The organism is Nocardioides dongkuii, assembly GCF_014127485.1.
GTDB lineage: Bacteria > Actinomycetota > Actinomycetes > Propionibacteriales > Nocardioidaceae > Nocardioides > Nocardioides dongkuii.
This window is the reverse complement of sequence record NZ_CP059903.1, coordinates 843097-863837: the sequence shown is the minus strand read 5'-3', so window position 1 is coordinate 863837 and position 20741 is coordinate 843097. Positions and strand designations below refer to the sequence as shown.

Annotated in this window: 21 protein-coding genes; 16 read left to right on the top strand and 5 right to left on the bottom strand. The window is 74.3% G+C overall.

Annotation, left to right across the window (positions count from 1 at the left end):
• Positions 1–4: 4 nt before the first annotated feature.
• Positions 5–424, top strand: a complete 420-nt coding sequence (locus H4O22_RS04090) for a pyridoxamine 5'-phosphate oxidase family protein (RefSeq protein ID WP_182525795.1) — start codon at positions 5–7, stop codon at positions 422–424.
• A gap of 70 nt (positions 425–494) precedes the next feature.
• Here the strand turns inward: H4O22_RS04090 and H4O22_RS04085 are convergent, their stop codons facing one another.
• Positions 495–2621, bottom strand: coding sequence for a DEAD/DEAH box helicase (locus tag H4O22_RS04085; RefSeq protein ID WP_182525794.1), 2127 nt, complete (start codon positions 2619–2621; stop codon positions 495–497).
• Between the two features lie 291 nt (positions 2622–2912).
• Here H4O22_RS04085 and H4O22_RS04080 point away from each other — a divergent pair, with 291 nt between their 5' ends.
• The 3 genes from H4O22_RS04080 (at position 2913) to H4O22_RS04070 (ending at position 5156) form a co-directional block, all read left to right on the top strand.
• Positions 2913–3713 (top strand): MBL fold metallo-hydrolase, encoded by an 801-nt coding sequence (locus tag H4O22_RS04080; RefSeq protein WP_182525793.1) that lies wholly within the window; start codon positions 2913–2915, stop codon positions 3711–3713.
• Between the two features lie 11 nt (positions 3714–3724).
• Positions 3725–4114 (top strand): DUF1622 domain-containing protein, encoded by a 390-nt coding sequence (locus tag H4O22_RS04075; protein WP_182525792.1) that lies wholly within the window; start codon positions 3725–3727, stop codon positions 4112–4114.
• A 139-nt stretch (positions 4115–4253) separates the two neighbouring features.
• Positions 4254–5156, top strand: coding sequence for an alpha/beta fold hydrolase (locus H4O22_RS04070; RefSeq protein WP_182525791.1), 903 nt, complete (start codon positions 4254–4256; stop codon positions 5154–5156).
• A gap of 34 nt (positions 5157–5190) precedes the next feature.
• Here H4O22_RS04070 and H4O22_RS04065 read toward each other — a convergent pair whose 3' ends face one another.
• Positions 5191–5868, bottom strand: a complete 678-nt coding sequence (locus tag H4O22_RS04065) for a biliverdin-producing heme oxygenase (protein ID WP_182525790.1) — start codon at positions 5866–5868, stop codon at positions 5191–5193.
• Positions 5869–6003: 135 nt separating this feature from the next.
• Between H4O22_RS04065 and H4O22_RS04060 the strand changes: the two genes are divergently transcribed.
• From H4O22_RS04060 to H4O22_RS04035, 6 genes are read left to right on the top strand one after another with little or no spacing between them, the layout of a single operon-like run.
• Entirely contained in the window at positions 6004–7116 is a 1113-nt protein-coding gene (locus tag H4O22_RS04060; RefSeq protein ID WP_182525789.1) for a heme/hemin ABC transporter substrate-binding protein, read from the top strand.
• Positions 7113–8195 carry a FecCD family ABC transporter permease gene (locus tag H4O22_RS04055; protein ID WP_244963096.1) on the top strand — a complete coding sequence of 361 codons (1083 nt, stop codon included), beginning with the start codon at positions 7113–7115 and terminating at the stop codon, positions 8193–8195. Before H4O22_RS04060 ends, H4O22_RS04055 begins: the two co-directional genes overlap by 4 nt.
• Entirely contained in the window at positions 8192–8986 is a 795-nt protein-coding gene (locus H4O22_RS04050) for a heme ABC transporter ATP-binding protein (protein WP_182525788.1), read from the top strand. The genes H4O22_RS04055 and H4O22_RS04050 overlap by 4 nt, the downstream gene beginning before the upstream one ends.
• Positions 8974–10140 carry a hypothetical protein gene (locus tag H4O22_RS04045; protein ID WP_182525787.1) on the top strand — a complete coding sequence of 389 codons (1167 nt, stop codon included), beginning with the start codon at positions 8974–8976 and terminating at the stop codon, positions 10138–10140. The genes H4O22_RS04050 and H4O22_RS04045 overlap by 13 nt, the downstream gene beginning before the upstream one ends.
• A complete protein-coding gene (locus tag H4O22_RS04040) occupies positions 10130–11437 on the top strand; it encodes a hypothetical protein (protein ID WP_182525786.1) in 1308 nt (435 codons plus the stop codon). The genes H4O22_RS04045 and H4O22_RS04040 overlap by 11 nt, the downstream gene beginning before the upstream one ends.
• The gene (locus H4O22_RS04035) at positions 11434–12825 is read left to right on the top strand and encodes an HtaA domain-containing protein (RefSeq protein WP_182525785.1); all 1392 of its coding nucleotides are present in this window, start codon (positions 11434–11436) and stop codon (positions 12823–12825) included. Before H4O22_RS04040 ends, H4O22_RS04035 begins: the two co-directional genes overlap by 4 nt.
• 7 nt (positions 12826–12832) lie before the next feature.
• On the opposite strand, the gene H4O22_RS04030 is transcribed toward H4O22_RS04035, so the two are convergent.
• Both H4O22_RS04030 and H4O22_RS04025 read right to left on the bottom strand, forming a co-directional pair.
• The gene (locus H4O22_RS04030; protein WP_182525784.1) at positions 12833–13417 is read right to left on the bottom strand and encodes a TetR/AcrR family transcriptional regulator; all 585 of its coding nucleotides are present in this window, start codon (positions 13415–13417) and stop codon (positions 12833–12835) included.
• Between the two features lie 29 nt (positions 13418–13446).
• Positions 13447–14061, bottom strand: coding sequence for a TetR/AcrR family transcriptional regulator (locus tag H4O22_RS04025; protein ID WP_182525783.1), 615 nt, complete (start codon positions 14059–14061; stop codon positions 13447–13449).
• A gap of 146 nt (positions 14062–14207) precedes the next feature.
• On the opposite strand from H4O22_RS04025, the gene H4O22_RS04020 reads away from it, so the two are divergent.
• From H4O22_RS04020 to H4O22_RS04005, 4 genes are all read left to right on the top strand, one after another.
• Positions 14208–16379, top strand: a complete 2172-nt coding sequence (locus H4O22_RS04020) for an ABC transporter permease (protein ID WP_182525782.1) — start codon at positions 14208–14210, stop codon at positions 16377–16379.
• 125 nt (positions 16380–16504) lie between these two features.
• On the top strand, positions 16505–16684 hold the full coding sequence (locus tag H4O22_RS04015; RefSeq protein ID WP_182525781.1) for a hypothetical protein: 180 nt from the start codon (positions 16505–16507) through the stop codon (positions 16682–16684).
• Between the two features lie 247 nt (positions 16685–16931).
• Positions 16932–17411: a SigE family RNA polymerase sigma factor gene (locus tag H4O22_RS04010; protein ID WP_220451282.1), complete on the top strand. Its 480-nt coding sequence runs from the start codon at positions 16932–16934 to the stop codon at positions 17409–17411.
• On the top strand, positions 17408–18238 hold the full coding sequence (locus H4O22_RS04005) for a hypothetical protein (protein WP_182525779.1): 831 nt from the start codon (positions 17408–17410) through the stop codon (positions 18236–18238). Before H4O22_RS04010 ends, H4O22_RS04005 begins: the two co-directional genes overlap by 4 nt.
• A 36-nt stretch (positions 18239–18274) precedes the next feature.
• Here H4O22_RS04005 and H4O22_RS04000 read toward each other — a convergent pair whose 3' ends face one another.
• Entirely contained in the window at positions 18275–18700 is a 426-nt protein-coding gene (locus tag H4O22_RS04000; protein ID WP_182525778.1) for an STAS domain-containing protein, read from the bottom strand.
• A 358-nt stretch (positions 18701–19058) separates the two neighbouring features.
• Here H4O22_RS04000 and H4O22_RS03995 point away from each other — a divergent pair, with 358 nt between their 5' ends.
• Together H4O22_RS03995 and H4O22_RS03990 are read left to right on the top strand one after the other, a co-directional pair.
• Positions 19059–19850: a GAF and ANTAR domain-containing protein gene (locus H4O22_RS03995; protein ID WP_182525777.1), complete on the top strand. Its 792-nt coding sequence runs from the start codon at positions 19059–19061 to the stop codon at positions 19848–19850.
• A gap of 43 nt (positions 19851–19893) precedes the next feature.
• Positions 19894–20607 carry a GAF and ANTAR domain-containing protein gene (locus H4O22_RS03990; RefSeq protein ID WP_182525776.1) on the top strand — a complete coding sequence of 238 codons (714 nt, stop codon included), beginning with the start codon at positions 19894–19896 and terminating at the stop codon, positions 20605–20607.
• The last annotated feature ends 134 nt before the right edge of the window (positions 20608–20741 follow it).

Sequence of the window (20741 nt, the reverse complement as noted above, 5' to 3'; positions counted from 1 at the left end):
GGACGTGACCACCTTCGTGCCCGGCTGGGACGCGCTGCCCGCTCCGCTCCTGGACTTCTGGACCGAGCGCCACCTCTGCACGCTGACCACGCTGCGCCCCGACGGTCGCCCGCACCTCGTGCCGGTCGGGGTCGCGCTCGACCCGGAGCAGTCGTGCGCCTGGGTGATCACCAACGACGCCTCGCGCAAGGCGCGCAACCTCGCGACCAACCCGCTCGTCGCCGCCTGCCAGGTCGACGGGGCCCGGTGGTCGACGATCGAGGGACGCGCGAGCGTGCACGACGACGCCGCGACCGTGGCCCGCGCGGTGGAGCGGTACGCCGCCCGCTACCGCCCGCCGCGCGCGAACCCCACCCGCGTCGCCCTCCGCATCGAGGTGGACCGCTTCGTCTTCGGCCCCGGCCTGCTCCGCACCGACCCCTGACCTGTGGACGACCCCGCCGAGTCGGCGCACAGGTGCGCCGACTCGGCGGGTTAGTCCACAGGTAGGGATCTCAGGCGGCGGCGCGCTCGGTGAGCGCCTCGGTGAGCAGCGCGACGAGCGCCTCGAGCTGGACGTCGGCGGAGGAGGTGACCTCCGCGTCGGACCCGTCGAGCGCGCGGGCGGCGAGGCCGGCCTTGCTGTCGATCAGCTCGGCGATCTTGGTGTCGATCGTCTGCGAGGCGATGATCCGCCACGCCGTGACCGGGGTGTCTTGGCCGATCCGGTGGATCCGGTCGATCGCCTGGGTCTGCTCCGCGTCGGTCCAGGACAGCTCGGCCAGCACCAGGTTCGAGGCGACCTGGAGGTTGAGGCCGACGCCCGCCGCGGTGAGCGAGCAGACGACGACCGCGACCTCGGGGTCCTCGACGAAGGCGTCGATGTTCTTCTGCCGGGTCCGGGGGGTCTGGTCGCCGCGGATCGAGGCGTACTTCAGCCCGCGGCGCTCGAAGGTCTCCTCCGCGACGTCCATGACGTCGACGTGCTTGGCGAAGAACACGACCTTGCCGACGTTGCGCGCGAGCTGCGCGGTGTAGTCGGCGGCGAGCCCGGCCTTGGCCTGGCCGATGCGACGCATCATCCCGAAGACGTTCTCGCCGGTGGACGTGGTCGTCGTGTCCTCGCGCTCCCACGTCGCGACCCGGCGTACCAGCTCGTGGTCGATGCCCTCGACCGTGCGGCCGGAGGTGCGGGTGGCCAGCGCGGTGTCGTAGCGCTCGACCAGGCGGCGGGCCAGCTCGCGCTCCGCGGCGCGGATCGAGCGCCCGACCTCGCCCTCGAGCTCGACCGGCAGGTCGGCGACGCGGCGGGCGGGGATGTCGGCGGCGACGTCGACCTTGCGGCGGCGCACGATGCCCATCTCGATCACCCGGGCCCGGGCGGCGGGGTAGAACGCCGGGTCCGCCGGGGTCAGGCCGGTCTCCTCGAGCTTGTCCATCAGCTCGCGCAGCGGCTTCTTGTCGTCGATCCACCCGAGGAACTCCCAGATCGCCTGGAAGTCCTCGATGTCGTTGATCAGCGGGGTGCCGGTGAGCGCCATCATCAGCGGCCGGGCGGTGCGCTCCCGCATCCTGTCGGCGAGGTGCAGCACGTGCTGCGAGCGCTGGGAGCCCTTGTTCTTGATGAAGTGCGCCTCGTCGACGACCATCCCGCGGAAGCCGTGGTCGCCCATCCAGCCGACGTGGCGGTCGAGGATCTCGTAGTTGATCACCACGATGTCGGCGAAGCCGTCGACGTCGTGGCCGTCGCCGTGGACGACGGTCGCGGTGCGCTCGGGGGTCCAGAGCCGGACCTCGCGGGCCCAGTTGGTCTTGACGACGTTGGGGACCACGACCAGCAGCGGGTACGCCTCCGCGGCGCGCGCCGCCAGCAGCGCCTGCGCGGTCTTGCCGAGGCCGGGCTCGTCGGCGAGCAGGAAGGTGCGGTGCCCCTCCCCCGCGGCGGCGACGAGCTGCGCCTGGTGGTGCATCAGCTCCAGGCCGGGGGGCAGCTTCATCGCACCCGGCTCGGGCAGCGACATCGACGAGGACGCGCCGCCCTGCTCGAAGGAGCGGAACAGCGGACCCAGCAGCTCCCAGGTCGCGAGCCGGCGCGGGCCGCTCGGCGGCGGCGGGACGGCGGAGAAGTCCGGCACCAGGAACGGGTTGGAGAGCTGGCGCGAGATGACCGACCGGGGTACGACGCGGCGGTGCGCGGGCACGCCCAGCAGGTCGGCCTCCGGCTCCGGCTCGGGGTCCGGCTCGGGCTCGGCGCCGGCGGCGCGGAGCATCTCGTTCTTCAGCTCGCGCGCGGAGTCGGAGAGGGTGGCGTCCTCGGCGAGCAGGACCAGCATGGAGGTGTCCCGGGCTGCGGTCTTGGCCAGGATGGTGGCGATGCCGTCGAGGCGCTTGAGCTCCTCGCCCCGCTGGTGCTCGGTGATCTCCTCGTCGGCCTTGAGCCGGGCCCGCTCCTCGCGCACCAGGATCGCGACGACCTGGAACTTCGTGCGCGTCGACCCGTCCACGCGGCCCCGCTGCACGGTCGTCTCGACCTCGCGCACCGCACGGGCGAGCACCGGGATGATGCCCTCGTTGTCGAGCGCACGACCACGCTCGCGCGCCGCCGGACGGCGAGCGCTCTGGCGCTGGCCTCGTCGAGCCACGGACCCCTCCTCCACGTGCCGGGCAGAGCCGGCCAACCGGGTGACCACCGCGCGCGGCCCCGCGGACGAGTGGACGGGGCCGGACACTGGTGGTCCCGGCCGGGTGATCGCCGTGGTGCGCTCCTCGCGCCGGCCGCGGGATCCGCCGGCTCGGAGGTGCGTGGTGTGGTGGTCCGGCTGCGCCAACCGCTGGGAACCGCGGACCACCTGCCGGGTCAGGTTACCAACGGCAGGGGCCGCGCGCCCAACCGGCGCGCGTTTGGGCGCACACCGTCCCGGGAACCCGCGGTCATGCCGGAGACCACCCTCGAGTTCATCGGGACGGCGACGACGATCCTGCGCCTCGGTCCGTTCTCGCTGCTGACCGATCCCAACTTCCTGCACCGCGGCCAGCGGGCGTACCTCGGCAAGGGTCTGTTCTCGAAGCGGCTGACCGAGCCGTCGCGGCAGCCGGCCGACCTCCCCGCGCTGGATGCGGTCGTGCTCTCCCACCTGCACGGCGACCACTTCGACCGGATCGCCCGCGCCGAGCTGACCCGCGAGCTGCCCGTGCTCACCACCCCGGCGGCCGCCCGGAAGCTGCGGACGTGGGGCTTCGCGGAGGCCCGGGACCTGCGCACCTGGGAGACCGTCACCCTGGACCGCGACGGGTGGCAGCTGACCGTGACGTCGGCCCCCGGCGTCCACGGCCCCGGCCCGGCCAAGCACCTGCTGCCGCCGGTGATGGGCAGCGTCCTGGAGCTGCGCCGGCCCGGCGCCGACGCGCCGTTCCGCCTCTACCTCAGCGGGGACACCCTGTACCGGCCCTGGCTGCGCGAGGTCGTCGAGCGCACCGGCCCGCTGGACGCGGCGGTGCTGCACCTCGGCGGGACCCGCGCCCTCGGGCTCCTGGTGACCATGGACGCCGAGCAGGGCGCCGACCTCGCCGCGCTCCTTGACCCCACCGTCACCGTCCCGGTCCACCACGACGACTACACGGTCTTCCGCTCGCCGCTCAGCGACTTCCTCGCCACCTGCGCCCGGCGCGGGCTGCGCACCCAGGTCCGTCCCGTCGACCGCGGCGAGGTCGTCTCCCTCGCCGCCGCGAGCTAGGCGGCCCCGGCATGGAGATCGGCTTCGACGAGCTGATGGAGGCCGTCGTCCACGGGTTCGAGATCGGCGGCGTCGCGATCCTCGTCCTCGGCTCGCTCGCCGCCTTCGTGCGCGCCGGCCTCTCCCTGCGGCGCAGGGAGGCGGGCGAGGTGTACGAGGAGGCCCGCCGCAACGTGGGGCGCGCGATCCTGCTGGGCCTGGAGCTGCTCATCATCGCCGACATCGTCATGACGATCACCGTGGACCCGACGCTGCGGAGCGCCGCCGCGCTCGGGCTGATCGTGCTGGTGCGGACCTTCCTGAGCTTCTCGCTGGAGGTGGAGCTCGAGGGCACGCTGCCGTGGCGCCGGGGCACGACCGCGTCCGCGTCCGGGTCGGCGGGCCGCCCGGACGGGGTGTGACGAACGTCGGTAAAGAAGTCCGCATAATTGCGGTCAGGAGGGGGCACATCTCTCCTGTGTCGAGGCGCATCGGGTCCTCGCTGGGAGGAAGTGAGCGCTCGTGGCCCTCTCTGCGTCGTCGTCGGTCTCCAGCTCGACCTTGACCTCCACCTTCATCGACGCGGACGGCCCGGTCCACGTGGCCGACTTCGGCGGCCCGGCCGGCGCACCACTGCTGGTCCTGGTGCACGGCCTGGCCAGCTCGCACGCCGGGTGGGGCTCGCTCGCCGCGCAGCTGACGGCCGACCACCGGGTCCTCGCGGTGGACCTCCCCGGCCACGGCCGCTCCCCCGCCGCCGGACGCAGCACCGCGGTCCTGGACTCCTCCGACGTGCTCGCGCGGATCGTCGAGCAGCTCGACGAGCCCGTGACCCTGGTGGGCCACTCGATGGGCGCGGCCGCGAGCCTGCTGGCCGCCGCGTCGCTCCCCGACCGGGTCGAGCGGATGATCCTGCTCGCTCCGCCCATGCCGCAGCGCGCAGTCACCATCAGCGCCGCCGTGCTCCCCCACGTCGCGATGTGCCTGTGGCCCTGGGCGGGACGGCAGGCGCTGCGCCGCCGGCTCAGCCGCGCGGGCACCGTCGAGCACGTGATGAACGGCCTGCGGCGTACCTGCGGCTCCCTCGAGCAGGCCGCCCGCCTCGCCCCCGCGCTCGCGGCCGAGCTGGAGCTCGCCCTCGAGGCCGGCGAGGACCCCTCCGCCACGTTCATCGAGGCCGCGCGGTCGGTCGGCCTCCTGGTCACCCACGGCGAGACCTACCGCGACGCGATCGCCGGCGCCGGGTGCCCCGTCCTGGTCCTGCACGGCGAGCTGGACCGGGTGCTGCCCGCAGGCGCGGCGGCGACCGCCGAAACTCTGCGCCCCGACTGGGACACCCGGGTGCTGACCGACGTCGGGCACTCCCCGCACATGGAGGAGCCGGCGTACGTCGCCGGCCTGATGTCGCGGTTCCTCACCGCCACCGACGCCGACCTGTCGGTCGACCACGCGTTGGTGTGCTGACGGACCACCCGGCACGGCGGCCGCGGGCGGGAGATCAGGCCGGCAGGCGCCGGTAGCGGTCGAGCTGCTCCCCGAGCTCGGTGAACAGCCCCTGGTTGAGGCGGAACGCCGTCTTCACCTCGGCGACCACGCGGTCGACGTCCTCGCGGGGCAGGCCGAGCGCGTCGAGGCGGGCGCGGTAGGCGTCCTTGTACGGCTTCGGCTTGGGGATCTCGGGGAACGCGTAGAACGCCGTGCCCGCACCGTCGAGCTCGAAGGCGCGGTCCAGGACCCGCCCGATCGCCTGGCCGCCGGAGAGGTCGCCGAGGTAGCGGGTGTAGTGGTGGGCGACCAGGGCGCCGCCCCAGTCGGCCCCCACCAGCCGGGCGCGGTACGCCGCGGCCGCGGGCGAGTCGCCGGCGTCCAGCTCACGGGGCTCGCCGGGGGCCCAGTGGTCGAGGTCGGCGTCGATCGCGGCGAGCCGCTCCAGGGCCGGGTCGTGCACGGCCGCGACCAGCGGGTCGTCCCGCCGGTCGCGCAGCACGGGCTCCATGGCGGCGTAGACGACGCGCAGCCGGCGCAGGTACGCGGCGTACCCGGCCTCGGAGATGCGGCCGTCGAGCAGCTCGGCCATGAACGTGGAGCCCTCGGCGTCCTCGTGCTCGGCCTTCGACCCCTCCCGCATCGCGACGGACAGGGCGGGCGCGGCGGGGCCGGCGTCGAGCACGGTCATGGGCTCTCCTCAGAGCTGGGGGACTCGGCGCTATCGAACCTGGGTTCGGACAGGCTGTCAAAAAGATTTGGACACCTTGTCAGAACGGTCCAGACCATAGGTAAGGCTTGCCTAATTTAGTGTTACCTTACCTCGGTGTTCCGCCCTCTCGTCCGCCGTGCCGCCGCGGCCTCCGTCGCCCTCGTCCCCCTCCTGCTGCTCGCCGGCTGCGGCATCTCCACCGGTGAGCGCGCGGTCGGCGCGGACGCCACCGAGCCGGCCGTCCCGCCGGCGCTCACCGAGGTCGAGCCGCTCGCCGACCCCCGCGACTGGGAGGGCGAGGTGGTGGTCGCGCCGGACGACGCCGTCGACCCGATCGCGGAGGCACCCGAGCAGCAGCTCCCCGTCACGCTGACCGACACCCAGGGCACCGAGGTCACCGTGACCGACGCCAGCCGGGTGCTGGCCCTCGACGTCCACGGCACGCTGGCCCGCACCGTGGCCGAGCTCGGCCTCGCGGACACCCTGGTGGGACGGGACGTGTCCACCCGGGCCGAGGGCCTGCGCGACCTGCCCCTGGTCACCCAGGAGGGTCACGACCTCTCCGCCGAGACGATCCTCGGGCTGGACCCGACGCTGCTCATCACCGACACCTCGCTCGGCCCCTGGGACGTCGTCCTGCAGGTGCGCGACGCCGGCATCCCGGTCGTCGTCCTCGAGCCCGACCGCGGCCTCGACAACGTCGCCAGCCTGGTTCGCGACGTCGCCGAGGCCCTGGGCGTACCCGAGGAGGGGGCGCAGCTCGCGGAGCGGACCCGGACCGAGATCGACGAGGTGCGCGCGCAGATCGAGGCGGTCGCGCCGGCCGACGACGGGCAGCGGCTGCGGATGGTCTTCCTCTACGTGCGCGGCCAGTCGGGCGTCTACTACATGTTCGGCGAGGGCTCCGGCGCCGACTCCCTGATCGAGGCGATCGGCGGGTACGACGTGGCCGAGGAGATCGGCTGGAACGGCATGAAGCCGCTGACCGACGAGGGGCTCGTGGCCGCGCAGCCCGACCTGGTGCTGATGATGAGCGGCGGGCTCACGTCCGCCGGCGGCGTCGAGGGACTGCTCGAGCGGCTGCCGGCCCTCGCCGAGACGCCGGCCGGCCGCAACCGGCGCTTCGTCGCGATGGACGACGGTGCGGTCCTGGGCTTCGGTCCCGGCACGGCCGCCGTGCTCGACGCGCTGGCCGTCGCGACGTACGCCCCGGACGCGGTGTCGTGACCGCCGTCCTCCCCGCACCGGCGCGCCCGCGGACGTCGCCGCGCGTCGTGGCCGGCCGGGTCGGCCTCCTCGGCGGGCTGGGCGTCGCGCTCCTCGTCGCGCTCGTGGTCGGCGCCGGGCACGGCCAGCTCGACGTCCCACCGTCCGAGGTCGTCGGGGCCGTGCTGCACAGCCTCGGCCTGGACTGGGGCCCGCTCCCCACCCACCCGCAGGGCGAGAGCACGCTGTGGCAGGTCCGGTTCCCGCGCGTCGCGATGGCGGCGCTGGCGGGCGCCGCGCTCGCCACCGCGGGCGCGCTGATGCAGGGCGTCTTCGGCAACCCGCTCGCCGAGCCCGGCGTCGTCGGGGTCTCGTCCGGAGCCGCGGTCGGCGCCGCGTCGGTGATCGTCTTCGACCTCGCCTTCGTCGGCACCTGGACGGTCGCGGCGTGCGCCTTCGTCGGCGGCCTCGTCGCGACCCTGCTCGTCTACCTGATGTCGCGCGACGGCGGCCGCACCGAGGTCGTGACGCTGGTGCTCACCGGCATCGCGCTCAACGCGGTCACCAGCGCCGCGCTGGCCTTCCTGATGTTCCTCGGCGACACCCAGGCCCGCGAGGAGATCGTCTTCTGGCAGCTGGGCAGCCTCAACGGCTCGCGGTGGGAGCAGGTGGGCGTCGTCGCGCCGCTCGCCCTCGGCGGGATCGCGGTCGCGCTCCTGCTCGCCCCCCGGCTCGACCTCCTCGCCCTCGGCGACCGGGCGGCCCGCCACGTCGGCGTCGACGTCGAGCGGCTCCGGCTGGGGGTCATCGTCGTGGTCGCGGTGCTCACGGCCGCCGCGGTCGCGTTCTGCGGGATCATCGCCTTCGTCGGGTTGGTCGTGCCGCACCTGGTCCGCCTGGTCGCCGGCCCCGGCCACCGTCTGCTCGTGCCGGCCAGCGCCCTGGGCGGCGCGGTGCTCCTGGTCGTCGCCGACGTCTGGGCACGGACCGCCGTGGAGTACGCCGACCTCCCGATCGGCATGATCACCTCGCTGGTCGGCGGGCCGTTCTTCTTCTGGCTGCTGCGCCGCGCCCGTCGTACGGCGGGGGGCTGGGCGTGACCGCGCTCGCGGCCCGCGGCGTCGGGGTGCTCATCGAGGGCACCCCGATCCTCGACGGCGTCGACGTGACGGTGCGGCCCGGCGAGCTGCTCGCCCTGGTCGGCCCGAACGGCGCCGGCAAGTCCACGCTGCTCGGGGTGCTGTCGGGCGACGTGGCGCCGAGCTCCGGCACCGTCGAGCTCGGCGGCCGGGCGCTCGCGCGGCACGCGGCCCGCGACCTGGCCCGGCTGCGTGCCGTGCAGCTGCAGAAGCAGGGGCTCGCCTTCGGGTTCCGGGTCCAGGACGTCGTCCGGATGGGCCGCTCCCCCTGGCACCGCACCCCGCAGGCCGACGACGACGACCGCGCGGTGGCGAGCGCGATGGACCGCGCCGAGGTCACCGAGCTCGCCGAGCGGCTCTTCCCGACCCTCTCCGGCGGCGAGCAGGCCCGGTCGTCGTTCGCCCGGCTGCTCGCCCAGGAGACGCCGGTGCTGCTCCTCGACGAGCCGACCGCCGCCCTCGACATCCGGCACCAGGAGGCGCTCCTGGAGGTGCTGCGGCGCACCGTCCGGGCCGGAGCCGCCGCGGTCGTCGTGCTGCACGACCTCTCGCTCGCCGCGGCGTACGCCGACCGGGTGTGCGTGCTCGCGGAGGGCCGGGTCCGGGCCGACGGCCCGCCGGCCGCCGTCCTCACCGGCGACCTGCTCAGCGACGTCTACGGCCACCCGGTCGACGTCGTCGAGCACGCCGGGCGCCTCGTGGTCGTCCCGGTCCGCGCCCGCTCGCTCGAGGAGGCCCCGTGCCCGCGTTGACCAGGCTGCTCCCCGCCCTCCTGCTCGCCCTCGCCGGGCCGCTCGTCGTCCCAGCCGGCCCCGCCCAGGCGGCCTCGCGTGTCACCGTCGCCAATCCCGACGGCGACTCCGTGGTCGACCCGACGTACGCCACCACGCTGACCGTGCGCGGCAGCGGGTTCCAGTCGGTCCGCGGCGGCCACGGCGGCATCTACGTCTTCTTCGGCGCCGTCGACGGGTCGTGGCGGCCGAGCCAGGGCGGCGCGTCCGGTGTGGACTACTGGTACGTCCCCGACAGCCAGGAGCGCGAGAACCAGGGCTTCCAGAAGTTCGTGTCGTTCCCCGGCTCGGACACCGCCGGGTCGGCCAACGGCGGGACCATCTCCGCCTCCGGTGCCTGGTCGACGAGCCTGGTGGTCCCCGGCGCCACCTTCCGCGCCTACGACCAGGACGACGGGGTCCGCACCGTCGACTGCCGGAAGCTGACCTGCGGCATCATCACCGTCGGCGCCCACGGGGTCGACAACGCCCGCAACGAGACCTTCACCCCCGTGCGGGTCGCCTCCCTGCAGGACGGGGGTCCGCCGCCGTCCGGCGCCGCCACTCCGGCCACCCCGGCCGACCCCGCCGCCTCGGCGACGCCGGAAGCCGGCGCGACCGCCCCCGCCGCGGCGCCCGGGTCCCCCGACGTCCCCGCGGCGACCACGCCCGGCGGCGGCGCGGCCACCGGCGCGAGCGCGCCCGCGGCCCTCGAGGTGGACCGGGCGTCCGCCGCAGTGGGGAACGTGCTGGCCTTCACCGCGACCGGGCTGCCGCCCAGCCGCCAGGTGACGGTCGTGCTGGACGACGGCGCCGCCGGAGCCGGTCCGTTCCTCGTCGGCGCCGATGGGGGCGTCGCCGGCGTCCTCACGCTCCCCGAGGACACCGTCACCGGCACGCACGAGCTGCGCGTCCACGGCGTGGCGGACCCGCCCTCCGTGCGGTTCGCCGTCACCGGCGCCGACGTGGCGCCCGCGGCCGCGGCGCAGTCCGAGCAGGACCGCGCCGGCCTGCTCTTCGCCGGCGTCTCGGCGCTGGTCCTGCTGGCGGCGCTCGCCCGGCTCGCGTCGCGGCACGGGGTCCGGCAGCGGGTGGCCCACTGGGTCACGCAGCGGGGGGTGCGCCGTGCGGCGTGAGCGCATGGCGGCCGCCGCGGCCGCCGCCGTCCTCCTCGGCACCGGCCTCGCGGTCGCGAGCCCCGCCAGCGCCGCCGCCGATGACCCGGCCGACCCCGCCGCCCCGGGAGCCGTCGCGCTCGACGACGCGGTGCTCCGCTGGGGGGTCAACCACGAGACCAGCAACCGCGCGCACGCGCCCGACACCTTCAACTTCCTCTCCGCGGGCCTGGTGCCCGACCCGGGCCGCGGCGGCACCACCCTGCCGCGCTCGCGCTGGGAGCAGCGGGCGGGGGCAGTCGAGGTCCAGAAGTGGAGCGGCACCCGCTGGCGCGCCGCCACCTGGGAGGGGCTGTCGACCGACGCCGCCGGCAAGCCGCTCGGGTCGCCGTCGAGCGGGTCGACGAGCGGGCTGCGGTTCACCATCGGGTCCGGCGAGGGCTGGGTGAACCCCGCCGCGGGCACGGCGCGGGTGGCCTGGGACGGCGACGTCACCGTCCTCTACTACTCCGGCATGTCGATGTTCCACGTCTCGGACCCCGTGCTCGACGTGGCCGACGGCCGCGGCACGCTCACCGCCACCGTCCGCGGCTACGCGTCCTCGATCGACGACCCGGGCTCGTGGGCGCCCGTCCCCGCGGCCTCGGTGACCCTGGCCGACCTCCCCGACGTCGACCTCGGCGACGGCTCCGCGACCGGCGTGATCGCGCAGCCGGCGTACCTCGGCGTCACCAGCGACGTCGCGGGCCAGGTCACGGACAGCGAGTGGGCGGGTGCCTTCCCGCGCTCGTTCGTGGCGTACCAGGACCGCCTCGGCACCGCGCCGTTCTGGTTCTCCACCGGGTCCGCGACGGACCGGTTCAAGGTGCCGCTGCCGCTCTCGGTGTCGTACGACGCCGCCGCGGACGACCCCGGCCCGACCCCGACCCAGCCGCCGACGCAGCCGCCCATCACCAACCCGACCGTCGACCCGCCGTCCCCGACCGCGACGCCGACCGCGACACCGAGCAGCCCGCCGGTGGCGCCCGCCGTCCCCGCGCCGGTCGCTCCCACGCCGGCCGTGGCGCCACCGGCGGCGGTCGTCCCGAGCGCGCCGGCTGCCGCCGCCGTACCCACCGGCGCGACCGCGCCGACCGCGCCGGCCGCCCTGCCGGCGAGCACCCAGCTGGTCTCGGCACGGCCGGCGCCGGCCTTCGAGGAGCCGCTGCCCGTCTCCCCGTGGTGGGTCGGCGGCGGCCTCCTGCTCGCGGCGGCCCTGGTGCTGCTGCTCCCCGACCCCCGACGCGACCGCGTCACCCGAGAGAAGAGGACCCCATGATCCGTCCCACCCGCTGGGTCGCCGGCGCAGCCACCACCGCGCTCGCGGCCTCCGGCCTGGCCCTGGTCGCCCCGGCACCCGCCCTGTCCGCCGCGCCCGCGGCCGCACCCGTGCTCGCCTGGGAGATCTCCCAGCAGTTTGACGACCACCTCTCCACCCACGTCCTCGCCGACGGGGCCACCGAGACCACCGACGGCGTCGTCACCTTCCCGGCCGGGGTCGGGTCGTTCGACTCCGGGACCGGCGCCGCGTCGATCGCGTACGACGGCTCGGTCGCGGGCTCGTTCGCCATGGCCGGCACGACGTACTACACCGTGACCATCGCCGACCCCACCGTGACCGTCGACGCCGTCGGCGAGGGCGTCCTGACCGCGGTCGTCTCCGCCTCGAACGCCGCGGCGATGGGTGGCCCTGCAGCCGCGACCGAGCCGAAGCGGGTCACCATCACCACGTTCGACGCCCCGGACTGGACGACCGCCGACGGGCTCGGCTCGATCACCGCCACCCCCGACTGGGCCGGCGTCCTGGCCGCCGACAGCCCCGAGGCCGCGGCCCTGGGGATCGGGGCCGGCAAGCCTGTCGACGGCAAGTCCTTCCACCGTGACTTCCTGGGTCAGCTGACCTCCGGCGTGCGCGCCCACTTCTACGCCTCCGGCGCCAGCTCCGATGTCAAGAAGGCCCCGGCGTCCCTGACCGCCCAGGCGACCCAGGCGCCGCCCGCGGTCGAGGTGACCACCGTCAGCGCGTCGTACGCCGACGGGCTCGAGCTCTCCGTCGCCGGCACCGGCTTCACCGCAGTGACCAACCCCGGCGACGCCGGGGTGTACGTCGGCCTCGCGGAGTCCGGTGGCATCCCGGACACCGGCTCGCAGGAGGGCCAGTCGGCCTTCGCGGCCGCGGCCTGGGTCTCGCCGGCGCAGATGCCGGGCGGCGAGTTCACCGCCGGCCTCGTCGCGCCGACCGCGAAGCTCGACCCGACGCGGGAGTACTCGGTCTACACCTGGCAGGCGCACAGCCACTCCAACCCCACGCAGGACACCGAGACCCGCATCGAGATCGACTGGTCGCAGCTGGCCGCCCCGGCGCCCGTCAAGACCAAGCCGACCGCGACCGTCAAGGTCCTCACCAAGCCCACGCCGAAGAAGGCGGGCAAGGTCAAGGTCGTGCTGTCCGGCAAGGCCGGCACGGCCACCGGCACGGTGAAGGTCCAGGTCGCGAAGAAGAGCGGCAAGGTCGTCAAGACCCGCTCCGCGAAGCTCGCGAAGGGCAAGGCCACCGTCGCGCTCCCGAAGCTGCCGAAGGGCAGCTACACGGTGAAGGCGACGTACGCCGGGTCCGCGGCCTACCGGGCGGTCTCGCGCACGGTGCGGCTCAAGGTCACCCGCTGACCCCTCCTCAGCGGACCGCGTGCCCCGGGCCCGCGGCACCGACCGCCCGCAGCACGAACGACTCGATCGTGCGGGGCGGGAGGTGCCGCGGGCCCAGGCACGCGTGGATCAGCGGCAGGGTCCCCTCGACGTCCTCGACGACCATCGTGCCGCTCGCGACCCCGTCGATCAGGATCGAGCGGAGCACCTCCTCGACCGCCCCGACGTGGGCGCGGATCTCCTGCCGGGCCTCCGTCGAGAGCATGCCGACCAGCCGCGGCCCGAGGCCGAGGTGGAACTCCTCGTCGGCCGCCAGGTGGTGGCGCACGTAGGTGCGCAGCCGCTCCACCGGGTCGTCGGTGGCCCCGAGCACCTCCCGCAGGCGGGCGACGTACCGGTCGGTCTCGTGCCCGGCAAAGGCGACGACGACCGCGGCCTTGTCGGGGAAGTGGTGGTAGATCGCGGTGCGGCCGATCCCGGCGCGCTCCGCGATCGCGGCCATCGAGGTCGCGTCGTACCCGCGCTCGCCGACGAGCTCGGCGAAGGCGTCGAAGACCCGGCGCCGGAGGTCCACACGATGCTCCTCCAGCGACCCGGCGCTGATGCGGGGCACCCGCGCAACCTAGCCGACGCCCCCTGGGCTCACCCCGGGACGCGGCTGATCGGCGCCTGCAGCAGGCCCGCGATCGCGTCGCACAGGAAGGCGCCGGTGTCGGCCCACCGCGGCGGCTCGCCGGACCGCTGCACGCGCTCCTCGTACTCCGCGCAGGCGGTGGCGACCACGTAGACCACCAACCGCGTCCGTGCCTCCACGATCGCGGGGTCCAGGTCCGAGAGCCGCTCCGCGGCCGAGGCGACGATCCGCGCCGAGGTCCCGGACCAGCGAGAGCCCTCGCGCAGCAGCTCCGCCGTCCCGGGATCGAGCAGCGCCTGGCGCAGGAAGCGGGCCCGCCAGGACGGGGCGGGCAGCCCGGCGAGCACGTCGGTCAGCGGGATGACCAGGGCACGGACGTCGCCGAGCAGGGAGTCGGACTCCTCGAACATCCGTCGCTGCCCCGGCTCGACCGCCTCGTGGTGGCGGTCGAGCAGGGCCTGCAGCAGCCCGGTGCGACCGCCGAAGTAGTAGTGGACCGCGGAGTGGTTGCTGCTGTGCGCCGCCTCGGCCACCTGTCGGTCGGACACGGTGGGGATGCCGTGCTCGCCGAAGAGCCGCTCCGCGGCGTCGAGGAGCGGCTCGCGGACACCCGGACGGGGCATGGTTTCCTCTCTCGGCGGACGGATCGACCCGACTCTAGGGCTTTGGGCGTTTTACGCCATGTGACTTATTATGGCCCCTCGGGCCCGAACGGGTTCCGCCCGTTGCTTGCTGCGCCCGATCCGGGCGCCCCCCGAGGAGAACTGTCGTGTCCACGACCACCGACGCCGTGAAGTATCCGCCGCCCCCGCCCGAGACGCCGGCCGAGCGCAAGGGCCGCCTGATCGCCCTGTTCGTGATGCCGTTCCTGATCGTCACGATGATGTACGCGACCTACATGGGCACCATGCACGACCCGCAGCCCCGCGACCTGCCGGTCGCGGTCGTCGGCGAGGGCGCGTCCGCCGAGCGCTTCGCGGACGACCTGCGAGCGGGCGCGGACGAGGCGCTCGACGTACGCCTCGTCGACGACGTGGACGAGGCCACGGAGCTGATCGGCGACCAGGAGGTCGCCGGCGCGATCTCCGTCCCCGCCCCCGGCGGTACGGCGACGGTCTACCGCGCGATGGCCGGCGGCGCCTCCCAGGCCACGACCGTCGACCGGATGCTGAGCGCCGCGGCGATCGGCGAGTCCTGGACGGTCGAGCGGGTCGACCTCGAGCCGCTCCCCGAGGGGGACGGCTCCGGGACCATGGTGCTGTTCGCCGCGATGGGCATGATGCTGGCCGGCTACGTGCCGCTCAGCGGGATCCTGATGGGTACGCCGAACCTGCTGCGGGCCCGCCGCTTCCTCCCCCTCGCCCTCGGCTGGGGCGCGGTCACCAGCTCGCTGATCTGGCTGCTCCTCGGCCCGGTCGTGGGCGCCGTCGACGGCCACTACCCGCTGTTCCTCGGCGTCGGCACCCTCGCGGTGACGGCGGTCGCGGCGACGCAGCTGCTGTTCACCAAGGTGCTCGGCCCGTTCGCGGTGCTCCTCGGCATGCTGCTGTGGGTCGTCTTCGGCGTCCCCGCGTCCAACCTGGCCATGCCGACGCACTCGATGCCGGGATTCTTCGGGTTCCTGCACGGCGTGCTCCCGCTGCCGGCGGCCGGCGAGGCGCTGCGCTCGGCGATCTACTTCGACGGCGACGGATTCTGGGGACACCTGCTGACCCTCGCGCTGTGGCTGGTCGCCGGCGCCGGGCTCGCGATCGCCAAGGAGCGGCGCTCCGGTCACCTGGTGGTCGGCGGACCGCTCTACACCGAGCCCGACGCCCCGCTCTCCGCCTTGGCCGGCGGCCCGGTGGCGCCGTACCGCACCCGCCTGACCGCGGTGGCCCTGTTCCCGCTCAGCATCGTGATCGCCGTCGTGGGCCTGATGAGCCTCTCGATGCACCAGCCCGAGGTGCGCGACATGCCGGTCGCGGTGGTCGGCCCGGCCGCGCAGGCGGACGAGGCGCTCTCCGGGCTCGAGACCGGCCTCGGCGACTACCTCGACCTGCGGCAGGTCGACACCACCGAGGAGGCCACCGACCTGGTCCGGAGCCAGGAGCTGGTGGCGGCGTACGTCCTGCCGACCGGTCCCGGCGCGGACCCGACCCTGGTGACCGCCGGCGGCGCCGGCGCCAGCCAGCAGTCGACCGTGACCCAGATGTTCGCGGCCGTGGCCGCCGAGAGCGGGGGCGAGCTGGTCACCGAGGACATCGCGCCGCTGACCGACGATGACGCCGGCGGCAGCAACAGCCTGTACGTCGGGATGAGCTGGATCATGGCCGGCTTCCTCTTCTTCGCCGTCATGCGCGGCGGGGCGCCCGACCTCACCCGCACCCGGCAGCTGCTGCCCCTGGTCGCCGGCTGGTCGGTGGGCATCTCAGTGTGGCTGTGGTTCCTCTTCGACGTGCTGATCGGCGCCGTCAACGGGCACGCCCTGGAGCTGATCGGCTACGGGTCCCTGACGGTGTTCTCGGTGGCCTGGGTCAGCGCCGTGCTCATCCGGGCCTTCGGGATGGGGGCGCTCGTCCCGGTGATGATCGTGGTCATGCTCGCCGGCACCCCCGCCTCCGGAGGCGGCCTGTCGCTCTACATGGTCCCCGAGTTCTTCCGGCCGATGGCGGATGTGCTGCCGCTGCCCGCCGCCGTGGACGTCGCCCGGTCGATCGTCTACCTCGACGGCACCGGCGTGGGCCGCGACCTGCTGCTGATCGCGATCTGGGGCGCCGTCGGGCTGCTGCTCAACGTCCTGCTGGTCGACCGGTGGACCAACCGGGCCAACGCCCGGCCCCCGGCGCCGATGGGCCCCCGCCACCGACCCGAGCGGCCGAAGAAGACCGACGACGCCCACCAGGACGGCGACCAGGACGCTGGTCCGCTCGCCACGGCCGGCGCCGGGCAGCCCGGCTGAGCGTCCCTCGGACCGACCACCCGGGCCGCCAGCATGCCCACCGTCGACGAAGCCACCGTCGCCGAGCCGCCTCCCGCCCGCGGAGGCCGGACCTGCTGGCGCGCTCCGCCGCCGAGCTGGCGCTCGTGAGCGCGCTGTTCGGCCTGGACAACCTCTGCCGCACCCTCGTCAGCGGTCGCGAGGAGGTCGCCTTCGGTCACGCCGAGACCGTGCACCGGCTCCAGGAGCTGCTCCTGCTCCCGTCGGAGGCGGCCATCCAGGCGGCGGTGCACGCGGAGGCGCTGTTCCGCGCGCCGAACACCTAGGTGGCTCGACGCCCTCGCCGGCGTGCTGCTCCTGGTCGCCGCCGACGCCGTCCTCCGGCGTCGGCGGTGCGACCGCTCAGCGCCGGAGACCTCGCAGAGAACGGTTGCGGGCGCAGGGCTGAGCGCCCTCGCACAGACCCCGGCCTCCTTCCCCGATCGGTACGCTGCGCCGACGAGCGAGGGCGGGGCGCCGTAACTCCAGGGCGCGCGGACTCAAGCGATGGGACCGCCGATGCGTCATCAGGGTGTGAGCACCCCCGAGTTCGTCGATTTCTACGCCGCGCAGAAGGACCGGTGCCTGCGCGCAGCGGTCGCCAGCGGCATGGCGCCGGACCGCGCCGAGGACGCCGTGGCCGAGGCGTTCGCCCGCGCCTGGTCGCGGTGGCGCGTCGTCGGCGCCATGGACTCCCCTGCGGCCTGGGTGGTGCGGACGGCGATCAACCAGAACACCTCCTGGTGGCGCACCCGACGGCGGGAGGTGGTCACCGACGCCGCCCCGGACCTGCCGGTCACCGACGAGCTCGGCCGGGTCGACCTGGTGGCCGCCATCCGGAGGCTGCCGCCCCGCCAGCGCGAGGTGGTGGTCCTGCGCTACCTGCTCGACCTCGACACCCGGTCCACCGCCCGGTCGATGGGCGTGTCACCCGGGACCGTGAGCGCCCACCTCCACCACGCACTCGCCTCCCTGCGCGAGCACCTCACCATCTCCGAAGGGACCCCCTCATGAGCACCGACCTGGAGCAGGCTCTGCGCACCAGCGCCGCCGACCTCACCCTCGACACGCCGGCCGCCGACGTCCTCGCCCGGGGCGACCACCTGCGACGCCGTCGGCGTCGCGGCCTCGCCCTGGCGGCGTCCGGCGCCATGGCGGTGGCGGCGGTGGCGGCGATCGGCGTCACCGCCCTCGACGGGCAGCAGCCGGACCGCCCGTCCGTCGGGGCGACCGCCCCGGAGCCCGCCCCGGAGCCCGCCCCGGCGTTCCAGGTCGCCTCGTGGTCCGGCCCCACCACCAACCTGTCGGCGGGGCAGCTCGCCGACGTGCAGGCGGAGTGCGGCACCGACGCCAGGAGGTTCAGAACGACCGTCCAGGGGGCCACGGAACCGGGCTGGCACCTGGCGGGCACCACCCTGCCCGTGGCCGCCGAGCTGCGCGACGACCTGGTCCTGGCCTACTTCCGCCAGGGGCGCGACTACGCGACCTGCGCACTGGAGACCACCGACGGCGGCGGGTTCCAGGTCACTGCGCAGAGCGCCGGCGTCGAGGAGACCCTCCCGTCCGGCCGGCACGTGTCCTTCGCGACCGCAGGTGCGGCCGACCCCGGGCCGCTGGGCGGAACCCTCGCCGACGTGTACGTCGTGGCCCGGACCTCGGCCGACGTCGGGAGCGTCGAGATCCACGTGGCCGGTGAGACCTACACCAGCGCTGCCGACGGGCTCGCCCTCTTCTGGCTCCCCGACGACGTACTCACCCAGGCCGACCTGGACCGAGCGACCGTCACCGCGCTCGACGAGGACGGCGACGTCCTCGGCCGATCCCGAGGCGAGCTCTGGTAGCCCGTGCGCCCGCACCCGGCGCGGTGTCCTGGGTGGTCAGGCCCGCGCCTCGTCCCGGTGGTCGCGGCGCGGACCGACGTGGGTGTCCCGGTTCAGCGGCGTGCCTGGGGCATCGTGCCGCGCGCCGGACTCGGCCTGACGCTGCCAGGCGGCGAGTGCGTCGTCGATGGACTCATAGACAGCCAGCTCGCCCTGGACCTGGGTGAGCGCCAGCAGGTGGCGGAAGAAGCACGCCACCTCCACCAGCACGACCGCGCCGCCTCGGCTCCGAGCCGCGTGGTGCGCTCGGAGCAGCACCTTGAGGGCGCTGCAGTCCATGAACGCCACCGAGCTCATGTCGACGGCGATGTACTCGGAGTGCTGTGCGGCGCAGTCGAGGAGGTTCTCGAGCGACGGGGCGGTGGCGAGGTCGAGGTCGCCGGCGGGTCGCGCGACGGGGTGTCCGTCGGGGAGCACAGACATGCGGAACTCGGGAGGCATCAGGGGCTCTTTCCGATCAACGATCGTGGTGGGCTCGGAGGCGCGAGAGCTCAGAGGGCGAGGCGGTCGGGCGTCGACGGCGACAGGCGTGAGCCGCCGGACCGCGGAGAACCGGATGGCGCGCCCGAACCGTCAGGGACACCGGCCCCCCGCGGTCGGTGCCGGGTGTACGGGGCTGACGAGGGACTCGTCGCTGTCGAGAGCTGAGAAGTCAGCACGATGTTCTCCGGACCGTAGACGAAAGGGTGGTGCCGTCAGGGGTCCGGGACGACGATGCGTGTTCAGTCTACCCCGGGGGTGGAGGCATCTAGACCTCTCGCTGGAACCCGTTAGGGTGAAGATGCATCTCGTCGTCCAGGACCCTGCCGGCGCACATCGCTCGACGCCGCCCAGGAAGCCGGACCTGTTGACCGACCCCGAGTCAGTGCACCGCCGCGTCGACGAGCTGTTGACGCGGCGTCGCCCGACGGACCCACCGGGGGTCGTGAGCGCGCTCGACAGCCTGTGCCGGACGGTGCGTGACGACCTCGACCTCATCGGGGCGACGGTCTCCCTGATTCCCAGCGTCGGGACCCACACGGTCTGCGCCGCGTCGTCGCCGGCAGCACGACGGCTCGACGAGGCCCAGTTCAACGTCGGCGAGGGCCCGGCGCGCGATGCCTTCGGCGCACGCCGTCCCGTCCTCGCCGCAGACCTGGAGAGCACCCATGCCCAGCGGTGGCCGGGGTGGATCCCGGCAGCGCTGGCTGACGGCGTGACCGGGGTGTACTCGTTCCCCCTGCACGTCGGCGCCGCCATCTTCGGCGTCCTCACGCTGTACGCCGGCGAGAGGGCGCTGGACCAGGAGCGGATCGTCACGGCGACGGCCTTCGCGGAGCTGGCGACCGAGATCCTGCTGGACGGCACCCTCCCAGGCGGGGATAGTCAATGGGAACCGGATCTCGGAAGAACCCTGGAACGCCACGCGTACGTCTACCAAGCCCAGGGCATGGTGATGGTCGCGCTCGGCGTCACGTTGGCCGAGGCGCTGGCCATCATGAGGGCCCACGCGTGGGCGAACGGCGACGACCTGACCGAGCTGGCCGGCGAGATCGTGGCCGGGCAGTTCATGCCATCGCGGGACATCAGGTGAACAGCAAGATCACTGCTCCACTCGACGAATACGAGGCCCAGCCATGATCTCCGTGATCGACCTGTCCGAGTTCTTCGTGGAGGTGGCCGACACCCTCGTCGACGATTTCGACCTCCTCGACTTCCTCGACACCCTCACCCACCGAGCCGCCACCGTGAGCGGCGCCGCCGCGGTCGGCCTCGTGCTGTCCGACCGTCCCGGCCGGGTCCGGTTCATGGCGTCGAGCAACGAGTCGGGAAAGATGCTGGAGCTGCTGCAGATCCAGAACGAGGAAGGCCCCTGCCGGGACTGCCTGACCTCGGGAGAGCCAGTCGTCAACGCGGACCTCGCCCACGCGTCCGACCGGTGGCCCACCTTCGCCCCCCGCGCCATCCACGCCGGGTTCCAGTCGGTCCACGCCTTCCCGATGCGGCTACGGACCCAGGTCATCGGTGCGCTCAACCTGTTCGGCACCGAGGACTCCAGGTTCGAGCCGGACGAGATCCGCGTCGTCCAGGCGCTCGCCGACATCGCCACGATCGCGATCCTGCAGGAACGCAACCTCGCGCATGCCGAGATCCTCACCGAGCAGCTCCAGGGCGCCCTGAACAGCCGCGTCGTGATCGAGCAGGCCAAGGGAGCCCTCGCCCAGGCCGATCACATCTCGACCTCGGAAGCCTTCGACCTCCTCCGCTCTCGCGCCCGGTCGAGCAGGCGACGCCTGGTCGACGTCGCCAACGACGTGCTTGCGCAGCTGGAGGGCCGCGTCCGCCCCTGACGGAGACCGTGGCGCAGGTCTCGCCCGCGCACCCCCTCGTAGGCTCGGGGTTGTTGCGCAGGTCTCGCCCGCGCACCCCCTCGTAGGCTCGAAGGTGTCGGGACGTCGCCCGACGACGTCCCTCGAGGACACCG

Bases quoted from the DNA above. Each gene is read 5' to 3' on its own strand.
- H4O22_RS04080 (WP_182525793.1), top strand. From the start codon at position 2,913: ATGCCGGAGACCACCCTCGAGTTCATCGGGACGGCGACGACGATCCTG.
- H4O22_RS04075 (WP_182525792.1), top strand. From the start codon at position 3,725: ATGGAGATCGGCTTCGACGAGCTGATGGAGGCCGTCGTCCACGGGTTC.
- H4O22_RS04065 (WP_182525790.1), bottom strand. From the start codon at position 5,868: ATGACCGTGCTCGACGCCGGCCCCGCCGCGCCCGCCCTGTCCGTCGCG.
- H4O22_RS04035 (WP_182525785.1), top strand. From the start codon at position 11,434: ATGATCCGTCCCACCCGCTGGGTCGCCGGCGCAGCCACCACCGCGCTC.
- H4O22_RS04025 (WP_182525783.1), bottom strand. From the start codon at position 14,061: ATGCCCCGTCCGGGTGTCCGCGAGCCGCTCCTCGACGCCGCGGAGCGG.
- H4O22_RS04005 (WP_182525779.1), top strand. From the start codon at position 17,408: ATGAGCACCGACCTGGAGCAGGCTCTGCGCACCAGCGCCGCCGACCTC.
- H4O22_RS04000 (WP_182525778.1), bottom strand. From the start codon at position 18,700: ATGTCTGTGCTCCCCGACGGACACCCCGTCGCGCGACCCGCCGGCGAC.
- H4O22_RS03995 (WP_182525777.1), top strand. From the start codon at position 19,059: ATGCATCTCGTCGTCCAGGACCCTGCCGGCGCACATCGCTCGACGCCG.
- H4O22_RS03990 (WP_182525776.1), top strand. From the start codon at position 19,894: ATGATCTCCGTGATCGACCTGTCCGAGTTCTTCGTGGAGGTGGCCGAC.